This window comes from Gelidibacter japonicus (genome assembly GCF_010725055.1).
GTDB classification, from domain to species: Bacteria; Bacteroidota; Bacteroidia; order Flavobacteriales; family Flavobacteriaceae; genus Gelidibacter; species Gelidibacter japonicus.
In genome coordinates this window covers 1-22,037 of the sequence record NZ_BJKB01000004.1, presented here as the reverse complement: position 1 = coordinate 22,037, position 22,037 = coordinate 1, and the positions used below count along the sequence as shown (strand labels likewise).

The window sequence follows — 22,037 nt, the reverse complement described above, 5'->3', positions numbered from 1 at the left end:
TGCCTTTTATATTAAATGCATCCATAAGATGCATAACTTAATTTTAAGCTAACACTGAATCTTCAACTTCAGCATCTGTTTTTATGACTTTCATGGCAGTCATCGCAGCTCTCAATCGTTTCCCAACGGTTTCAATAGGGTGATTTCTGATGGCATCATTGACCGCAATCAATTCTTGATTGTCAACCGCATTTGAGGTTGAAAACGACGTTCCGATAGTTTTTGGATCGACATTCTTCATGAAATCAACCAATAGAGGTTTGGCGGCATGGTCAAATAAATAACAACCGTATTCTGCTGTATCGGAAATAACACGGTTCATCTCGAACAATTTCTTTCTGGCGATGGTATTGGCAATCAATGGCAATTCGTGCAATGATTCGTAATATGCTGAATCTTCGATAATACCAGCACTCACCATAGTATCAAAAGCTAATTCTACTCCTGATTTAACGAAAGCCACCATGAGCACGCCGTGATCAAAATAGGTTTGTTCGGAAATATGGTCTGCGGTCAATTCTGTTTTTTCAAAAGCAGTTTCGCCAGTTGCGGCACGCCATTTTAAAAGATTGACATCATCATTGGCCCAATCTTCCATCATGGTTTGTGAGAAATGTCCAGAAATAATATCGTCCATATGCTTTTCAAACAATGGTTTTAAAATGGTCTTTAATTCCTCAGCCATTTTAAAGGCTTTGATTTTTGCTGGATTTGACAGACGGTCCATCATATTGGTAATCCCACCATGTTTCAAAGCTTCGGTAATGGTCTCCCAACCTAACTGAATCAATTTTGCAGCATAATTTGGATTGACGCCTTCTTCTACCATTTTATCGAACGCAAGGATTGAGCCTGTTTGAAGCACACCACAAAGAATGGTCTGTTCTCCCATTAAATCACTTTTCACCTCGGCAATAAATGATGATTCCAGGACGCCCGCTCTATCGCCTCCAGTTGCAACGGCATAGGCTTTAGCCTGTTCCAAACCTTTTTGCTCTGGATCATTTTCTGGATGCACGGCTATCAACGTTGGCACCCCAAAGCCACGCTTATATTCTTCACGAACCTCTGTCCCAGGACATTTTGGTGCAACCATAATGACCGTAAGATCTTCACGAATTTTTGTGCCTTCTTCTACGATATTAAAGCCGTGGGAATAGCTTAAGGTTGCGCCTTTCTTCATCAATGGCATCACGGTTTTTACAACATCAGTATGTTGTTTGTCTGGTGTTAGGTTCAGCACCAAATCCGCGGTTGGGATCAATTCCTCATAAGTACCCGCGGTAAATCCGTTGGACGTTGCGTTTTTATAAGAAGCACGTTTCTCTTTAATGGCAGCGTCGCGCAAAGCATAAGAAATGTTCAGACCGGAATCGCGCATGTTCAAACCTTGATTTAAACCTTGGGCACCACAGCCTACAATAACTATTTTCTTTCCTTTGAGTGCATTGACGCCATCTTCAAATTCTGAAGCCTCCATAAATCGGCATTTTCCTAATTGCTCCAATTGTAATCTTAATGGTAGTGTGTTGAAATAATTTGACATTTTAGTTTGATTTTTAATGTTGAAATGCTTCGAGCATTTTTGATATTTTCATTTCGTCCTTGGTCACTGCAATTCGTCCTGAACGGGTAAACTGCATGATGCCAAAAACACTTAACTCACGATGTAATAATTCTAATTCTTCTTTACGCCCAGACTTCTCAATGACGAAAAACTCTCTGTTCACCGTCACAATTCGGGCATTGCTTTCTTTGATGATATTTTGAATTTGACGTTCATCAAAAAGTAAATGCGATTTGATTTTAAACAAACAAGATTCTTGGTAAATGGTCTCCTCCTCTGTATGGTAATACGCTTTTATGACCTCGATTTGTTTCTCGATTTGACCGATGATTTTTTTCATTCGTTCTTCAGAAAGCTGTAAGACGATGGTCCATTTGGATACGTTTTCAATCTCAGAAGTTGAAATATTAATGCTGTCCAGATTGAGATGGCGTCTTTGAAAGATTGCTGAGATCCGATTTAATAAACCGACGTTATTTTCGGTATAAATGGATACGGTATATAATTTTTTTTGTTCACTCATTATTATTGGATATTAGAGGATTGAGCATAGAAAATAGACTTGATGGTGCATTCTTTTTTCATGTCATTAGTCTGTATTCTTGTTTTCTTTTCTCTGTTAAAATATGTTTCAAATTCCGTGCTTCAAGCTTCCACCTTACTCCAATCGTACATCGGATACACTGGCACCACTTGGAATCATAGGGAATACATTATCTTCTTTTTCAACCGCTACCTCTAAAAAGTAGGGACCTTCAGAAGCCATCATTTCGGCAACAGCTTTTTTCAAATCGGTTCTTTTGGTCACTTTTTGGGCATCAATATAATAGCCTTTTGCAATGGCAATAAAATCGGGATTGATCATTTCGGTTGACGCATAGCGTTTGTCAAAAAACAATTGCTGCCACTGGCGTACCATCCCCAAAAATTCGTTGTTGAGGACAACAATCTTTACGGGTACTTTTTGTTGAAAAATAGTGCCCAATTCCTGAATGTTCATTTGGAAACCTCCATCACCAATAATAGCGACAACATCACGCTCTGGAGCGGACATTTTTGCGCCAATGGCCGCAGGAAGTGCAAAGCCCATGGTTCCCAATCCACCAGAAGTGATATTACTTTTGGTAGTAGTAAATTCAGCATATCGGCAGGCAATCATTTGATGTTGACCAACGTCAGTTACAATGGCAGCATTCCCTTTGGTTTGAATGTTGATTTCCTTAATGACTTCGCCCATGGTCAAACCTTCTTTTGTAGGATACAGATCATCTTTGATGACTTTTTTGTATTCTATATCATACAAGTCCTTAAATTGTTGTCGCCATTCAGGATGGGAATTTGATTTTAGTAATGGCAATAGTTTTGAGAGACTGTCTTTGGCATCTCCCAAAACAGCGACGTCCGTTTTTACATTTTTATCAACTTCGGCAGGATCAATTTCAAAGTGAATAATTTTAGCCTGTTTCGCATAGGTCTCCAATTTTCCCGTAACGCGGTCATCAAAACGCATGCCTATGGCAATTAAAACGTCGCATTCATTGGTAAGTATATTGGGCGCATAATTTCCATGCATTCCAACCATTCCTACATTTAACGGATGCGCTGTGGGAACAGCCGAAGCACCGAGAATAGTCCACGCCGATGGGATTCCTGCTTTTTCGATAACAGAAATCAGTTCTTTTTCGGCTCCACTTAAAATAACACCTTGCCCCCAAATAATTAAGGGCTTTTTAGCTGAATTTATTAAAAGGGCAGCAGCTTTTACATCGTCAATATCAGTTTTTGGAACGGGATTGTAGCTTCTGACGCCTTTGCATTTCTCATAGGAAAAATCGAATTCCTCAAACTGGGCGTCTTTCGTAATATCAATCAGCACTGGTCCTGGACGTCCACTTCTAGCAATATAAAATGCCTTTGCAATGACTTCAGGAATTTGCGAGGCTTTTGTGATTTGATGATTCCATTTGGTAACAGGAGTGGAGATACCAATGATGTCCGTTTCCTGAAACGCATCGCTGCCCAATAAATTTGAGGCTACCTGACCTGTAATGCAAACCAATGGTGTGGAATCTATTTGTGCATCAGCTATTCCAGTGATGAGGTTTGTAGCGCCTGGTCCGGATGTCGCTATGGCAACACCGACTTTTCCTGAAATACGTGCATAACCTTGTGCGGCATGTGTGGCACCTTGTTCATGACGTGCTAAGACGTGATGGATTTGATCCCTAAACTTATAAAGTTCATCATAAACCGGCATGATAGCGCCACCTGGGTAACCGTAAAGTAGGTCAACACCTTCAGCGATCAGACATCTGATGATGGCTTCGCTTCCTGAGATACGCAGTGTGGTAGCACTGGATTTTTCTTCCTTATTTAATGTTTGTGTGTCTTTCATATTGAAAATGTTATTAATTCCTTTTAATCCCGATAGTTATCGGGAGGAATCTCAAATAGTCTTTAAAATTCGTCAGTTACACATCCTTTGGATGCTGACGATACTGTTTTTGCATATTTATATAGCACGCCTCGTTTAAATTTTAATGGTGGTGCAATCCATTTGGCTCTTCTTTCGGCTAATTCTTCATCTGAAATTTCGATGTTAATGGTATTGTTGACCGCATCTATTGAGATGATATCTCCATTTTTAACAAGGGCGATATTGCCACCTTCTTGTGCTTCTGGAGATACGTGACCCACCACAAAACCATGCGATCCGCCAGAAAAACGGCCATCGGTGATGAGTGCCACATCTTTTCCTAAACCGGCACCCATAATGGAAGAGGTAGGTTTTAACATTTCTGGCATTCCAGGAGCGCCTTTAGGACCTTCATAGCGGATGATGACCACATCGCCTTTTTTAACTTTTCCTGTTTTTATGCCTTCGTTTACGGCAATTTCACTATCAAATACATTGGCTGTTCCTTTAAAGGATAAACCTTCTTTTCCTGTGATTTTTGCAACCGCTCCTTCAGTGGCCAAGTTCCCAAAAAGGATTCGGATGTGCCCTGTTTCTTTTATAGGATTTTCAAGTGGACTGATGATGGTTTGGCCTTCAACTAAATTTGAAACGTCTTTTAAGTTTTCAGCCAAAGTATTCCCAGTTACGGTTAAACAATCGCCATGAAGCATGCCTTTGTCCAATAGGTATTTCATCACGCCTGGAATACCACCAACGTTGTGTAAATCTTCCATCGAAAATTCGCCACTTGGTTTAAGATTGGCCAATAAAGGGGTGCTATCACTTATGTTCCTGAAATCTTCTAAAGTGAATTCTACCTGAGCTGCTTTCGCAATCGCTAAAAAGTGAAGTACCGCGTTGGTCGATCCGCCAAGAACCGTTACCAATCTGAAGGCATTTTCAATGGATTTTCTGGTAACGATATCAGATGGTTTAATGTCTCTTTCTAACAATAAACGCAAAGCTTCACCAGCTTTTACCGCTTCTTTTTCTTTTAAATTATCTGAACTAAGCGCAGGATTTGAAGAGTTAAAAGGGAGTGACATTCCTAAAGCTTCAATGGCCGATGCCATTGTATTTGCTGTGTACATGCCACCACAAGCACCAGCGCCCGGACAGGCTTTATGCACTACGGCTTGAAATTCTTCTTCATCAATTGTACCAGCAACTTTTTGTCCATAGGCTTCAAATGCCGAAATGATGTCCAGTTTTTTACCGTTATGGCATCCTGACGCAATAGTTCCGCCATAGACCAATACCGAAGGTCGGTTTAAACGCAGCATTGCCATCAAGGCACCTGGCATATTTTTATCACAACCTACAACAGTAAGCAAACCATCATATGCCATAGCTTCGACAACAGTTTCCATAGAGTCTGCAATGATATCTCTTGAAGGCAATGAAAAACGCATGCCCGGAGTTCCGTTTGAAATGCCATCGCTCACACCAATCGTGTTAAAAATTAACCCGACCAATCCGGCGTTTTCAGTTCCCTTTTTAGCATGGACCGCTAAATCATTCAAATGCATATTACAAGGATTGCCTTCATAACCTGTACTTGCAATGCCTATAAAAGGTTTTTTTAAATCCTCATCGGTCAAACCAATAGCATGCAACATAGCTTGTGCTGCCGGTAGTGTGGGATCTTGAGTAACGGTTTTACTAAATTTATTTAATTCACTCATAGTACTTTTGATAATTTATTTTTACGTTGTCCTAAAACTTCTTTTTGGTACAACTTCATTAATTTATAACCTAAAGATTCACTCCATTTTAGCGGGAATTCATAATCGTCCAATGATTTGAGACCAACCACTTCGGCTGCCGTTCCTGTGAAAAATGCGCTGTCTGCTTGTTTAAGTTCCTCTAATTTGAAATGTTTTTCTTCAACTGGAATGCCTTCTTCTTGGCAAATTTCCAATATGGTAGAACGCGTAATTCCGGCCATGATGCTGCCTTTTTTAGGCGTGAACAATTGGCCATCTTTCTCCATAAAAATGTTTGCACCCGAACATTCGGCAACATTACCATACATATCGAGTAATAAAGCTTCATCATAACCTGCGTCTTTAGCTTCATTGGTGGATAAGATGGAATTGATATAATGCCCGGTAACTTTAGCCTCTACAAAACAGGATTTTGGATTGGGGCGTTCAAACGATGAGGTTTTTACGCGTAATAAGTTATCGCCCATTAATTTTGGCCAAGCCCAACACTGAATGGTCAAGATCGATTCCTTTGAAGTGTATAATCCCATGGAGTCGCCCGTCGTAATTAAAGGACGGATATAAGCGTCTTCCAATTGGTTTCTTCTTAAAAGATCGTAGGTAATTGCTACAAGCTCTTCAACGGTATAATTAAAAGGAATGCCCATAACTTTTGCGCCATATTTAAGACGTTCATAATGTGCTTCGGCTTTAAAGATCTTGGTGCCTTCTGTGGTTTTATAAGTTCTGATGCCTTCAAATACGCCGTTGCCATAGTGTAAGGTTTGGCTGTATAAACTGCTAGTAGCGGCTTTAGGTTTTAAAAATTCACCATTGTGGTAAATAACCGTTTGGTTGTTGGAATACGCGTTCATAATCTTTTAAAGTTTTAAAATTACAATATAGGTTTGTATCAATGTTTTGAGTTTGGCATTTAAGACTAAAGTCAGTGTTTGAATTTGATATTTATAGCCATGACAATCAGACGCTTAGGTTGTTTTATTTATGATGTTCAAAATGAGAAACTTTTAAATAAAAAAAGCCTGAATCTTAATTGATACAGGCTTTTTATGGGAATAGCATACTGTATCAACTAACTGGAGTTAATAATAATCACGCTAATAATGATAATATTTTGATTCATACGTAAAAAAAAAGCCTTCCAAATTAGAGGAAGGCTTTAGTTATATATTTAAACTTAGTGTACCATTCCTCACCGTTGTGAAATAATCACAGCGCTAATAATAGAAATAATATTTAAGTTTTGTTTTTTCATTTGTTCGTCAAAAGTCAAAAAAGAATTTTATATAACCTAATTAAAATCATGTAAATTTTTAAAATTTCTCAGATTCTCGGTAAATCGTTATCGTCTTTTAACGGTAAATTAGAAGCACCCATCAAGTATTTATCCACATGGTGAGCGGCTTGACGGCCTTCTGAAATGGCCCAAACTATCAAGGATTGTCCGCGGCGCATATCACCTGCGCTAAAAATTCCCGGAACATTGGTGGCATAATCCTTTGCTGAGGCCTTAATGTTAGTTCTAAAGTCCATTTCCAATCCAAACTGGTCCGCCAATGTTTTTTCTGATCCAGTAAATCCTAAAGCCAATAATACCATATCACAGTTCCAAGTTTTCTCAGAATTTGGAAGTTCTTTTAATTCAGGACGTTGACCTTCTTTAAAAATCCATTCAACTTCAGCCGTTTTTAGGCCGATGAGGTTGCCGTTTTTATCGCCTAAGAATTCTTTGGTAGAAATGCTGAAAAACCGTTCTACACCTTCTTGATGTGAGCTTGTTGTTTTTAACTTCATCGGCCAATAAGGCCAGGGTTGGTGCGCAGGTCTGCCCACGGAAGGCTTGCTTAAAATTTCAAAATTAGTCACACTCTTTGCTCCATGACGATTACTAGTGCCAATACAATCGGACCCTGTATCTCCGCCACCAATTACAATGACGTTCTTATCTTTTGCTGATAATACCGATTTAAAATCGATTAATCCATCCACATATTGATTGTTCAATTTCAAGAAATCCATGGCTTGATGAACACCTTTCAGGTGATTGCCTTTGATGGGAATTCCTCTGCGCTCGGTTGCACCACCGCACAATACAACGGCATCAAAATCGGCTTTAATGGTTTCTATACTGATGTTTTTGCCTACATGGGCATTGGTGGTAAACGTGATGCCTTCTTCTTCAAGAATGGCGATCCGTCTATCAATGATATGTTTTTCAAGTTTAAAATCCGGGATGCCATAACGCAATAGGCCGCCTACTTTGGCGTCACGTTCAAAAACCGTTACCAAATGGCCTGCTCTGTTCAATTGCTGTGCAGCGGCCAAGCCTGCAGGGCCAGATCCAATGATCGCGACTTTTTTATCGGTTCTTGTCTTTGGCGGATGTGCTGTAATCCACCTCTCTTCGAATGCTTTTTCAACAATATTTTTTTCGATATTTTCAATAGAAACAGGGTCTTCATTAATTCCCAAGACACAGGCTTCCTCACAAGGTGCAGGACATAATCTGCCTGTAAACTCGGGGAAATTGTTGGTGGAGTGTAAGATTTGTGCAGCCTCTTTCCAACGGCCTTTATAGACTTTATCATTGAAATCGGGAATCAAATTTCCTAAGGGACATCCACTATGGCAAAAAGGAATGCCACAGTCCATACAGCGTGCACCTTGATCTTTTAACTTTTTCTCTTCCAGTGGAATTGTGAATTCCTTGTAATTTTCCAATCGTTTTTCAACCGCTATATAAGGCTCATCTACTCTTTCGTATTCTAAAAATCCTGTTATCTTTCCCATAGTTATTTTCCGTAAAAACGGAAATCTTTTTCAATTAAACACTTACTTTATTTTCTTCGGCCATTCGGATCAAGGCTTGCTTATATTCTTCCGGTAACACTTTTATGAATTTAGGCAGTTCTTTCTGCCAGTTTTCTAAAAGGCGTTGTGCCAGAGGACTCAATGTGGCGTTGTAATGATTTTCGACCAGGTTTTTTAATTCTGTGATGTCCTCTATCGATGCTACAGGTTCCAAATTCAAACCTTCTTTATTGCATTTTTTATCGAATGTGCCATTAGAATCATAAACATAAGCAATGCCGCCGCTCATTCCCGCACCAAAATTACGTCCTACCTCGCCCAAGATAACTGCGCGTCCTCCGGTCATGTACTCGCAGCCATGGTCGCCAATACCTTCAACTACAGCGTGTGCACCCGAATTGCGGACACAAAAGCGTTCGCCTGCTTTTCCATTGATATAGACCTCGCCACTGGTGGCACCGTAGAGAGCAACGTTTCCGATGATGATATTGTCTTCAGGAATAATGGTGGATTCTTCAGGAACCTTGACGCTTATTTTGGCACCCGAAAGTCCTTTGCCCAAGTAATCATTAGTGTTTCCATTAACCACAAGCGTTAACCCTTTGGTGGCAAAAGCGCCAAAACTCTGCCCTGCAGATCCTGTAAAGTTTATTTTTAAGGTGTTTTCCGGGAGGCCTTGCGCGCCGTAAATTTTGGAAATTTCGTTGCTCAATATGGCTCCAAAGGCACGATCCCGATTATTGATTTTTGAATCAATGACTGTCTTTTCCTTTCGGAACAAAGCAGGATGCGCTTGACTTATGATCTTGAAATCCAAGGCTTTTTCGAGTTGGTGGTCCTGCTTTTCACTATTGAATAGTTTGGTACCTTCCGGGACTAACACTTGATGTAAAATTGGCGACAAATCCAAGCCCAAAGATTTATAATGATTGATGGTTTTGTTTCGGTCCAGCTTTTGAACCTGACCTACCATCTCATTAATGGTTCTGAAACCGAGATCTGCCATGATTTCGCGTAATTCTTGAGCTACGAAATACATAAAGTTAACCACATGTTCGGGTTTGCCTTGGAATTTTTTTCGAAGCTCTGGGTTTTGGGTGGCAATACCTACGGGACAAGTGTTCAAGTGGCAGGCCCGCATCATCACACATCCTGAAGCAACTAATGGTGCCGTAGCAAAACCAAATTCTTCAGCGCCTAAAAGACAAGCGATGGCGACGTCACGTCCCGTTTTCATTTGCCCGTCGCATTCTAAAACTACACGATTTCTCAAATTGTTCATGACTAAGGTTTGTTGGGCTTCGGCAAGACCTAATTCCCAAGGTAACCCGGCATGTTTTAATGAGGTCAAAGGCGAAGCACCTGTTCCGCCATCATGGCCGGAAATTAAAATTACATCGCCTTTGGCTTTGGCAACCCCGGCAGCCACGGTGCCTATGCCCACTTCAGAAACCAATTTAACGTTGATTCTCGCTTCGCGATTGGCCGACTTTAAATCATAAATCAATTGTGACAAATCTTCAATAGAATAGATGTCATGATGTGGTGGCGGAGAAATGAGTCCGACATATGGCGTAGAATTTCTGGTTTTTGCAATATCAGGATTTACTTTCGGACCTGGTAATTGACCCCCTTCCCCAGGTTTTGCACCTTGAGCCATTTTAATCTGAATTTCTGCTGCGTTGGTCAGATAGTTCGAGGTCACTCCAAAACGTCCAGACGCCACTTGCTTGATGGCGGAGTTTTTCCAATCGCCATTTGCATCTTTATAAAAACGTTCTTCATCTTCACCACCTTCGCCAGAATTACTTTTTCCACCAATTCTGTTCATTGCAATGGCTAAATTCTCGTGGGCTTCCTTGCTGATGGATCCGTATGACATCGCGCCCGTTTTAAAACGTTTGACGATTTCCGTCCAGGGTTCCACTTCTGATAAAGGAATGGGATCATAATTTTTGAACTCAAACAAGCCACGAATGGTCATCAATTGTTTGGTCTGTTCATTGATTAAATCTGAATATTCCTTAAAGGTTTCCGGTTTATTGTTTCTTACAGATTCTTGAAGCTTTGCAACGGTCAGTGGATTAAAGGCATGCTTTTCGGCATTGCGTCGCCATTTATAAATCCCTCCAAATTCCAATCCGAGGTCGCCATCAATAGTTTTTTTGTGATAGGCTTGATGGTGACGTTTGTAAATTTCTTTTTCAATCTCTCTTAGGCCGATGCCTTGAATACGGGTTACGGTATGTGGAAAATAGTTATTGACTACTGTTGTATTGAGTCCCACACATTCAAAAAGTTGAGATCCGCGATAGGAATTTAATGTGGAAATCCCAATTTTGTTCATCACTTTAAGAATGCCCATGCCAATAGCCTTGTTGTAATTCTTAATGGCCGTCATATAATCCATGCCTTCAATATTCTGTTTGTCAACCTGATCTCGAACAATTTCGTTAACGATATAAGGATTAATGGCACTTGCACCATAGCCAAATAACAATGCAAAATGATGGACTTCACGCGGTTCGGCTGATTCTATAATGATGCTGACCTTGGCACGTTTTCCTATTTTGTACAATTCATGATTAACATAGGAACAGGCCATTAACGCAGGAATTGGCGCCATTTTTTTGTTGACGCCTCGATCAGATAGAATAATAATATTGCCTCCTTCATCAATCGCTTTTGATGCTTTTTTAACGAGATTGACTAAAGCGCGCTCTAACTCATTCAAGCCTTTCTCCACTTCGTATAAAATGGGAATTGTTGTGACTACAAAATCTGGATTTTGGGTGTAGTTCTTTATTTTGTCGAGATCGTGCTTGGAAATCACCGGATTCTGGATTTTCAGCTTTCGGCATTGATCTTCATTAATTTTGAAAATATTGGTATCCTTTCCCAAGGTCAAACTGATATCTGTGATCAGTTGTTCACGAATGCCATCCAACGGTGGATTGGTGACTTGGGCAAATAATTGTTTGAAGTAATTGTAAAGGAGCTGTGGTTTATCAGAAAGAATGGCGATGGGGGCGTCATTCCCCATTGAGCCTATGGGTTCCTTACCCAGTCGTGCCATCGGTTTGATGATGACACTTATATCTTCTTCGGTATAGCCAAAAACTATCTGACGTTTCAATAAAGGTTCTTCTTCATGTTGAATAGGACCTTCTCGCGCAGGGATATCGGCCAAATGCACTAAATTTTTCTGTAGCCATTCTTTATAAGGATGTTTAGAAACAACAGCCTCCTTGACTTCTTCATCTTTTATGATGCGACCTTGGTTCATATCGACCAAAAACATTTTTCCAGGCTCCAGTCGGCCATGATGTTCCACATTTTTTGGATCGATTTCAATAACGCCAGTTTCAGAAGACATAACTACAAAACCGTCTTTGGTGACGGTATAACGCGATGGACGCAATCCGTTTCTGTCCAAAACGGCACCTATATAGTTGCCATCTGTAAATGGAATGGAAGCGGGACCGTCCCAAGGTTCCATGATGCAGGAATTATATTCGTAAAAAGCCCGTTTTGCTTCAGACATCTCAGGGTTTTTTTCCCAAGCTTCGGGTACCAGCATCATCATCACTTCGGGTAGGGACCGGCCAGTCATCAACAACAATTCCACCATCATATCCATTTGTGCAGAATCTGATTTTCCTGGGAGAATAATTGGGAAAATGCTTTTGATTTCGTCACCAAACCAATCGCTTTCCATCAACTCCTGACGGGATAACGTTCGGGATGCATTACCTCTCAAAGTATTGATCTCACCATTATGACACATATATCTGAACGGTTGGGCCAAATCCCATGTAGGGAAGGTGTTCGTTGAAAAACGTTGGTGTACCAATGCCAAACGGGTCACTAATGATGGATCTTGCAAATCCTTATAGTAGAGTTTGATGTCTTCAGGTACCAAAAGTCCCTTAAAAATGATGATTTTAGTTGAGAGACTTGGAAGGTAAAAGCGTGCGCTTTCAGAAAGTTTGGACGCATTGATATGATGTTCTGCCTGTTTTCTTGCGGTGAACAGTTTTAGATTGAAGCTAAAATCGTCCTGATTTTCTTCGGACTTTCCAATAAAAATCTGTTTTACAAATGGCTCGGTCAAGGTGGCAACTGTTCCCAATACTGCAGAGTCAACGGGCACATCTCGCCATCCTAAAATAGGTAAGCCTTGTGCTTTTATATACTGCTCTAATTTATCAATACAATAGTTGCGCTGGTTTTCCTTTTTTGGAAGAAAGACATTGCTCACCGCATAGTCTCCAAATTTTGGTAATTGGAAATCGCACTTATTCACGAAAAATTCATGAGGGATATCAATTAAAATTCCGGCACCATCTCCAGTTTTACCATCAGAACTTACGGCACCACGATGTTCCAATTTTTCCAATATTTCAAGCGCTTTATGAATGATGTCATTGGACGTATTTCCCTTGAGACTACATATAAATCCGGCGCCACAATTATCATGCTCAAATTCTGGTAAATAAAGTCCTTGTTGCTTTAACATAAAATAAAAAATTTAGTGGTTTTTATACCTTTATTGGTTTCTAAGTTATGTGGAAAATCCGGAAATTTAAAATTGCAGATTCACTTTTTCGAGATTGATAATGAGAGGTCTTATAATTATCAGATTGGCATTTTGAAAACTTCATATTAAGAAATTATCAATAAATTAAATTCATTAAAATTTCAATTATGTTAAATTTTATTCACTAAAACACAGTTTTATGTGAGCTTTTTGTTTAAATAAGAAGGTTTTTAGATGATTCCTTTTTCTGATGATTTTTCGGAACCTACTTTTTGACTTTAGATAATGATTTAATGGAATGCTGAGAAAACTGATTGAGTGGATTTCCACTGATTTTTTTTGACTCAAAACTCATGCATTTGTGTTTCATTTTAAAACGTCATGTTCAACAAAAGTTTTGGTGTGTTTTTTAGATCTGCATGCCTGTTTATTGAGACCCATTTGATGAAGAAATTGTAGAGAAATTAGACTAAAAAGCCCTCAACGTTTCAAAGGTTAAGGGCTTTAATTTATAGAATAAAAACTGTTTCTTAAGCCGAATTTCTACTCGCATTAATATTTCCGAATAAAGAACGCATGACGATCTTTTCGTAAACTTTTATTTGTGCTTCGTCCCGTGGTGATTCTTTTTCCAGCTCCTGAATTTTCTTTAGAGCGTACTGTTGAATGGTTAGAAGTGGCAATACGATAGATTCCCGTATTCTAATTGAGGCTTTTCCTGAAGGTTCTTCCTGCATCAATTCAGTATAACCTGTTAATTTTAGAATCAATCGTTTTGTGGTCAAATATTCATCGTAAATAATATTCCAGAATTCGCCGTATTCAGGATCGTCAGACATGTATTTAGTCAAATCAAAGAAAGATTTTGAGAGTGACATCATACTATTTTCTATCAAGGTCTTGAAGAAACTAGAGGTTTTGAAGAGGTGCTGTACTTTTTCAAATTCGTTATTGTCTTCATAGTGTTTTAATGCAGTACCAACGCCAAAGAATCCTGGTACGTTTTGCTTGAGTTGGCTCCAAGATCCTACAAACGGGATGGCTCTTAAATCCTCAAAAACGAGTCCCTCTGATTTGCCGCGTTTGGTTGGCCTGCTTCCAATATTGGTTTTGGAATAATATTTTAAGGTACTCATATTCTCTAAGTAAGAAATGAACTTAGGATGCGCTTTAAAATTGGCGTAAGCCTTATAACTCAAGGTTGCCAAATTGCCCATGACCTCTCTGTTTTCTGGTACCATACGTAAGTCCGTATCACTTAGTCGGTTGTGGATACCTGAACTGATCAACTGCTCCAAGTTGTATTGAGAAGAATCTAAAGTGCCAAAGTTAGAACTAATGGTCTGCCCTTGTATGGTCAGTTGGACTTCTTTGTCTTCAATAGTTGGCCCTAAAGACGCATAAAAATTATGTGTTTTTCCGCCACCACGAGCAGGTGGTCCACCACGGCCATCGAAAAAAATTACGGTTACATCATACTTGCGTGAAATTTCGGTAAGACGTTCTTTGGCTTTATAAATGGCCCAGTTTGCCATTAAGTAACCGCCGTCCTTAGTGCCATCACTAAACCCGAGCATAATGGTTTGTTTGTTTTTTCTCGATTTTAAATGTGCACTGTAGGCAGGATTGGTATACAGTTCTTCCATGACCAAATGCGCGTTTTCCAAGTCGGTAATGGTTTCAAAAAGAGGACCGATATCCACGGACATGTCCTCTTGGAATGCAACGAGTTTTAACATCGCAAACAATTGCATGACATGTAGCGTGCTTTGGTTATTGCTGATGATATACCTATTGCAAGCTTGTTCGCCATTAGTTTCTTGAATGGTTTTAATCGCTTCAATGATTTGTAAAGTTTTGAGCGTTTCAGGATCTTTAACTAATGAGAAGTCAATTTTTCCTTCAACATGAGATAATACTTCAACTTGTTCTGTAGGAGAAAGATCGAAATAATTTTTTGGAAAAATAGCGTTACCACTATCTAATAATGTTTGCACTAAATCGGTAAATACTTTATCGTGCGCACGACTGTCCTGTCGGATATCCAAAGTCGAAAAATGGAATCCGAAGAGATGGATTTTATTCAAGAGGCTGTTGATTTCAGAAATATATAAAGACTGATGTTTATTGATGATAATGTCTTTTACTGAAATCAATTCTGCTTTTAAATCCTCTAAGGTCAATTCAGAAGGATTGCCTATCATAAGTTCATAGAGCTCTTTTTCAAGGAACGACATACTATCTTCAATACCCCTAAAAGTGAGTTTTCTTTTTAGACGTCTAACATCACGATAATAATTCTTAATGATGGTTTCTTTTAGACGTGCTGCAACTTTGAGTGTAATTTCAGGCGTTACAAAAGGGTTTCCATCGCGATCGCCACCAGGCCAAAATCCGATATTGATAATGTTGTTGTCAATTTGTTTGCCGTCAAAAATGTTCTGTTGGATATAATCAAAAATGTCTCCAAAGGATTTATAAAAAACGTTTTCTAAATACCAGATTAAGCTGACTGCTTCATCGTAAGGCGTTGGTTTTTCATGTTTAAAGAAGGGGGTTTTTCCTAATTGAGCGAGTAAATCGTTGATGCGAAGTAAATCGTTTTCCTTGATGGCTTCCGTCAAATCGGTAATAATCCCCAAGACAGATCCTGGGTAAAATTGTGTAGGATGTGCGGTTAGGACGATTCGAACCTTAAACTCTTCCAAATATTTTTTGAGGAGTTCCAATTTATTTTCTGCAGAGACGCTTTCTTTCAAACTTCTTAAAGTTCCTATCCCATCCATATTATTGACTATGGGGAATGCGGCATCTTCTATGGCATCAAACAACACCACTTGTCGTTCAATGTATTGAATAAAACGAAACAGTAAATTAATTTGACTTTCAGGACTACGTCGGGCTTGATATTTTTTAAAAAATGAATTGACGATAGTGGTAGGGTCTTCGCCAGCACTAAAGCCTTTCTGACATGTTTCATGAAACAATGGCAATAAGACACCGGTTTTTGTGACGGCATCAAAAGGCAAGGTCATGAAAATACCATTATAGATCTGATACTTTGATAAAACACTCTGATTAAATCGTGTTAATTTTGGCTGTTTTGACATTCTTAAAAATTTAATTGAACCTCTAAAATTACTAAAGCAAAGTGGAACACTGTGCCTTATTTGAAATTTTTACCGAATAACGAAATTTAGACGGTCTACTTTTAGGATATCGCAAAATAAAGGAACTTAAGTGTTGAAATTATAGGCCATTGAGCATAGTAGACAAGAGAAGCGTACCAACAACTAACAGGATTATGGACAACAATCCTCCTATAATTAGGAAATGCCTGAATTTATAGGCGCCAGTTCCGTAAATTAAGGTGTTGGTCTGATAGCCCATTGGTGTGAAAAAACTGAAATTGGCGGCAAACATGACCGCAAGGATAAACGGTTTTGCAGGTAAATTTAATCCAGCAGCAAGTGTAATGGCTATGGGCGTTATGATGACCGCAGTGGCATTGTTGGATATAAAACCACTTATGATCATGGTAATGGCAAAGAGAACGCCTAAAATAATAATGTTGTTCTGTCCAGTGAGGAAATTTAATAGCATCTCAGAGATCCAAATGTCCGTTTTGGAATTGTTCATGGCAATTCCCAAAGGGATCATGCCAGCCAATAAAAAAATGATTTGCCAGTTCACTTTTTTGTAAATTTTTGATAGGCTGATACAATTTGTTATAAGTAGTAATCCAACCCCACATAATGTACTTGATAAGATGGTCAACACACCACTTGCCGCCAACCCAACCACCATAACTAGAGCTACTAAACTTATGGTCCTTTTGTAAGGATTGATTTTATAATCTTCCTCATGATGCATTAGCACAATGGTATTGTTTATGGAATAGAGATGTTCAATGTCTTCTTTTTTTGCTTTTAGAAGCAATTTGTCTCCTGCTTGTAAATTGGTGTTTTTAATGATTTTAGGCAGATTCAGGCGCATCCCTTTTTGAAATTGTCTCCTGTTCTGAATTCCCAATGGCCTTGCAATATTAAAGAGCAAGTTTTTAATTTCAGAAAAGGATTTGTCAATAAACTCCGATCCTGGAAGAATCAATAATTCCACATAGCTATAGGCGCTTTTTTTAGTGTCACTTTCATTATCGGGATCAATATCCTCAAGAAAAGACAATTCATTCTCAGCGGTAAGTCTAAAATCTTCTTTAGAAATGGATGCATAGGCCTTGACATCACTTAACACGACTAATTTGTCATTAGGCCTTAGGGTGGTGTTAGGGCCTGGATTGTCGTTGACAATGTCATTGCGAATCAGTCTTAATACACGGATATCTGGATTTTTATAAAATTTAGCATCCGAAATTGGGGTACCGATTAACTTTGATTCTGGTTTTACGGTCAAGGAGAATAAGAAGGTGTTGTCAACCGAAGTATCAGTAAGATCGTTCTTGTTGGTTTTTGGTAGCCATCGGCTTGCGAAGGTCATAAACACAATACCAACCACCAATAAAATGACGCCATAGAGGGTAAATTCAAAGAACGAAAATTGTTCTGCGCCTAATTTTTGGGCAACCGAATTCACCAAGAGATTTGTGGAAGTTCCCATCAAAGTACAGCTGCCGCCTAAAATCCCTGCAAAGGAAATGGGCATCAATAATTTTGGGGCAGAGAAATTATACTTCTCTGAAAGTTGGGCAATAATTTTTATAAAAATAACCACCACTGCAGTAGTACTAATAAATGATGAAATGGATGCCGATATCAACATAAAAACGGGAACCATCAAAACCATGGGTAAAATTTTCAATTTCTTGATGGATTGGGTCAAAAGATCAATCACGCCATTGTCTTCGAGACCAATGGCCAAAATCATGAGCATGAGGATGGTAATGGTGGCCGAACTTGAAAAACCACTAATGGCCTCCTCTGGAGAGGTCAAGCCAGATAAAACGAGTGCTACGATGATCAAGAATGCAATCTTATCTATCGGCAAAGCTTCTGTTGCAAAGAGTAGGATAGTTACTCCAAGAATGATGAATACAAGGATGATTTCAAAACTCATAGCAACATATATTTCAACAAATTAATTAAAAACCAAAACCTAAGCCTACCTGTATGATGGCATCTTCATCTGATACAAAATAACCTGCATTCACTGAAAACGCATTTAAACTGCCTATCCAAAATCCGCCACCAAAGGAATTGTGCCATGTGTTTGACGCATCATCTGACAACCACACACGACCATAATCAAATCCACCAAACACGCCAATGGTTATTGGGGTAACTGCAGTGACGTAACGTTTTAAGCGCCATTTAAGATCTGTACTCTGATAAAAGGATGTTTTACCTGCAAATCTATTATTTCTATATCCTCTTAAACCAGTGTCACCTCCTATAGACTGAGCATGATAGAATAAATAATCATCTCCAAAATTGGTTCTAATCTCGGCTTTTGAGCCCAAAACCAAATCTCCGGAATGAATTAATTTCTTGTCAAAGCCTAATTTGAAGGCAGCATATCCGAATTGGTTATTATCCAATTTTAAGTTTTTCTTGTACCCAAGCACTGCTTTAAAATAAAGCCCACGGGTAGGAAAATCCATGGCATCAACGTTTTCATACAATATGTCTGCCTCCGCGCCCACATAATTTTGAGTTTCGAAAACGTCTTCTCCAAAATTATTGGAATTAAAGTATCGATCTGAATCTTCCTCCACACTATAGTTTTCAAAAAGAGCGTGAAAATGGATGCTTCGATAAGCAATTCCACTTCTTAACTTAATTTGTTTGATTCGTGCTCTGTTAAAATCTTTGCCTACAGCATCTTCGTCGTATTTAGTATCATTGCCATAACCAAAAAAGTTACTGGCAAATTGAGAGCTGGCATAATAACCAATAGCTTCAAAATTCCAATTTGGGATGATATTGGCAAAAATGCCTGCATATTCAACTTCTACAGCACCAAAATTGAAAAAATAATTGGCTGAAAGCGTGTGCTTGTATCTAAAATCCTCACCATTAAAACCATGGTTGGTATAAGTATCTTTCGCTCCGAAAAATACGCCTTCGTCTGTTTTAAATCCTAAATTAGGAAAAAAGACATTACTATTCTCTTTAAATTCACGATAAATGAAGGTGTTGGTTTCATAAAGAGGTGTAAAATGTTTTGCCGGTGTTTTATCTGTAAACTCGGCCTCTTCATGTTTCCAATCGTACACTTTCAATTTTTTACGATTGTTGATCTCAAACACGTCATCGCCATGACCACCGACTAATCGTAACATAATTTCACGATCGCCGTCTCCAGAAACTTCAAATATGTCGTCATCATTTAAACCGTAAATCCAGAGTTCTTTTGTGGCTTCTCTATCAAACGTACGTTCAAAGAATATAGGGTTTGGAGCATCGGTCTTTAGTCGTTTCAAAACGACTTTGGTTTTGCCTTGTGGTAATCGGGTAATTTCTATTTTATCATCTTTGTTGGTGCCATGGATCACTACAATTTGCTGCATTCTGTCGCCATAGCGTTTGGCAATGGCATCAAGGTTTTTCAATCGGCCTTTGAGTTTGTTTTTGATGTCTTCAGATGCTTCATCTTGGACTTCAGTAGGCAACCGTTGGAAAGCTTGGTCAATCACCTCGTCAGTCATGCCCGATTGGATTATTTTGGCTTCTTCCACCCAAACCGATGCATCGTGCTTGTTCAAAAATGCAACGTCCAAATTGTTACCCTCACCGTTAAACCATTTCACATTTTTTATATCCGTATCATAAGATTGCCAAAACCTGACATCAGGCATTAGCATTTTAATAATTGGAATGGCCACGCCATCAAATTTGGAAAAGGCCGCATCTCTGTCTCTTGGAATTGGAATAAATCGTATATCGTCATCGCTGATTTCATATTCTATCCATCGCCATTGATCTTCATGACGATCCCAATCGCCAATGAGCATATCAAATAATCGCGCGCGAATGTAGGCGCGCTGATCAATGGTATATTTTTCATCTTCATTCAATTTTTCAAGAACATCTGTGGTGCTTTCAAAATTGACAGCTTCTCCCTTTTCTTTCGGATTTGCTCGGTTGTAACCCTCAAAGTCTTTTTGCTTGTCCATTGGGCGTTCTTCAATAAAATACAACTGGTCGCCATAGTCATCTCCCAACATTTTAAAACCAGGTTGCTTTGGCAAATAGTACAATTGGGTGTTGGCATGGTTGATACCTGCTGACTTTGCCAACGGATCAATGACCAATTGCATATAAGGATGAGTAGTGCTGAAAAAGTCATAAATCATTGTTTCGACAAAAGTGCCTTCAAAATCTTCTTCCACATAGGCAATTCCGGGAACTTTAAAACGCAAGAACTTAAGCGCATCTTTCTGTAGGCCTCTCATGGCATATTCTCTGCCTACTTCATCTTCAAGTCGTGCCGAAAAGGATTGATGTCCACCGCCTTGCTTGGTGATTTTCATTCCAGAGTATAAAGTGTCCAATATTCCAATATCTGCAGTAACGGGTTTCCCAAAATAACTGCGATAGCGTTCTCCCCATATAAATTTATAAAATCCTGACTTATCGAGCTTATCTTTATCGGTCGTAATAGCCAGTGTTTTTGTAGGCTCAGAAAATGTTGGAATTGGATATTCTTCTTCAATTTCAGGGAATTTGTCGTTTAGCTCAAAGGAGAACGTATCTTCCTCAGTAACAAACTTAACGTCTGAAGTGCCATCTTCATAGAAATTGATAATAGCAAATCCTTTTTCGCCATAGGTAAATTTGCCGTCAAAATCCAACGAACCCCCAATATTGGCAATGGTGCCTTTAGACATTCTGGTTCCTGTGCGACTGCCCAGAGATCCACTTATAATTTGGCGAATATTCTCACTGGCAAGGTATTGTAGGCTTTCTTCATGTCCTGATACAATAGTCACACGCTCATTGTCCTGCACCAAGGAACTGATGACGGTACGCAAGTAATTATAACGATGTGATTTGAGTCTTTGTCTTGAAAAACCTCCTAAATCAATAACTTCATGGACAATATTCCCTACAATTGGCAATGGCGTTATGCTCTCTAAAAACGTAGCATTTCCTGCATACTTTCCATTGCTAAAAATGGGATGATGCATCACAATCAATAGATTCTTACCTCTTGAATCTTTTATATATCCTTCAAATTCTTCATTGAATCTGCGCTTGGTATTAATATCGGTACATTTTAAATTCATGCCTTCAACGTGATCCCAATTGATGGAGAACCAGTTGGAATCTACGTAAAGAATATCGAGTGTCTCATTGACTTCAACATATTCTAAAGGACACACATTTGTTGGCTGTACTTCAAAGTTTTTGATGTTATTGTCTTTTAGGTAGTCCTCCACCCATTCGATCTCTGAGGTATTTTTACTGCTCCATTCGTGATGTCCAGGAATAAAAACGGTCTTGCCTTTAAAGTCTTTGGCGATTTCGATTTGGGCATTTATATACGACTTCCTTGTGCTTTTGTCAGCCTTTTTTGGAAGGTTGTCGCCAGTGTAAAGCAAGGTGCTTTCGTTGCTGGCTTTGTCTAAATATGACTTAAGAAGTTTTTGTAATTCAAGATTGGAGTTTGGTTCTGCAGTTCCTAAACCACCAGCAACGAAAAATGTATGAATCGGTTTTTTTGTGGAACTGTTATCCTTTGCTGGAATTTTAGATTGTGGATTATAACTGGCACAAGCTGCAAGTGTAAGAACTGACAAAAGCATCAAAATCTTGTTGGTTGGGAGCTTCAAAATATTTGTTATCATATCATTACTGTCCCATTAAAACTTAAAATTGTTCTTTGAAATATTTGAAATTTAGTTGGTTATAGAGGTTTGTCAGCCGAACGGACTTGAAAACATAGCTTTGTTGCCAGATGAATCTGCCAACCTAT

Annotated in this window: 10 protein-coding genes; all 10 read right to left on the bottom strand. The window is 39.1% G+C overall.

The window, feature by feature from the left end; all coding sequences use genetic code 11:
• Positions 1-43: 43 nt before the first annotated feature.
• The 10 genes from ilvC to G6N06_RS05480 all read right to left on the bottom strand — a co-directional run bounded on the left by ilvC (position 44) and on the right by G6N06_RS05480 (position 21,909).
• Positions 44-1,546, bottom strand: a complete 1,503-nt coding sequence (gene ilvC, locus G6N06_RS05525) for a ketol-acid reductoisomerase (protein WP_163515076.1) — start codon at positions 1,544-1,546, stop codon at positions 44-46.
• Between the two features lie 13 nt (positions 1,547-1,559).
• Positions 1,560-2,090, bottom strand: a complete 531-nt coding sequence (ilvN, locus tag G6N06_RS05520; RefSeq protein WP_163515075.1) for an acetolactate synthase small subunit — start codon at positions 2,088-2,090, stop codon at positions 1,560-1,562.
• A 135-nt stretch (positions 2,091-2,225) separates the two neighbouring features.
• The gene (gene ilvB, locus G6N06_RS05515) at positions 2,226-3,962 is read right to left on the bottom strand and encodes a biosynthetic-type acetolactate synthase large subunit (RefSeq protein WP_163515074.1); all 1,737 of its coding nucleotides are present in this window, start codon (positions 3,960-3,962) and stop codon (positions 2,226-2,228) included.
• A 62-nt stretch (positions 3,963-4,024) separates the two neighbouring features.
• On the bottom strand, positions 4,025-5,710 hold the full coding sequence (gene ilvD, locus G6N06_RS05510; protein WP_163515073.1) for a dihydroxy-acid dehydratase: 1,686 nt from the start codon (positions 5,708-5,710) through the stop codon (positions 4,025-4,027).
• A complete protein-coding gene (locus G6N06_RS05505; protein WP_163515072.1) occupies positions 5,707-6,606 on the bottom strand; it encodes a branched-chain amino acid transaminase in 900 nt (299 codons plus the stop codon). The genes ilvD and G6N06_RS05505 overlap by 4 nt, the downstream gene beginning before the upstream one ends.
• Before the next feature lie 469 nt (positions 6,607-7,075).
• A complete protein-coding gene (locus G6N06_RS05500; protein ID WP_163515071.1) occupies positions 7,076-8,542 on the bottom strand; it encodes a glutamate synthase subunit beta in 1,467 nt (488 codons plus the stop codon).
• Positions 8,543-8,576: 34 nt separating this feature from the next.
• Positions 8,577-13,082, bottom strand: a complete 4,506-nt coding sequence (gltB, locus tag G6N06_RS05495; protein ID WP_163515070.1) for a glutamate synthase large subunit — start codon at positions 13,080-13,082, stop codon at positions 8,577-8,579.
• 551 nt (positions 13,083-13,633) lie between these two features.
• On the bottom strand, positions 13,634-16,213 hold the full coding sequence (locus G6N06_RS05490) for a phosphoenolpyruvate carboxylase (protein ID WP_163515069.1): 2,580 nt from the start codon (positions 16,211-16,213) through the stop codon (positions 13,634-13,636).
• A gap of 139 nt (positions 16,214-16,352) precedes the next feature.
• The gene (locus G6N06_RS05485; RefSeq protein WP_163515068.1) at positions 16,353-18,176 is read right to left on the bottom strand and encodes an SLC13 family permease; all 1,824 of its coding nucleotides are present in this window, start codon (positions 18,174-18,176) and stop codon (positions 16,353-16,355) included.
• Between the two features lie 25 nt (positions 18,177-18,201).
• Complete coding sequence (locus G6N06_RS05480; protein WP_163515067.1) at positions 18,202-21,909, bottom strand: ShlB/FhaC/HecB family hemolysin secretion/activation protein; 3,708 nt, start codon at positions 21,907-21,909, stop codon at positions 18,202-18,204.
• Positions 21,910-22,037: the final 128 nt, after the last annotated feature.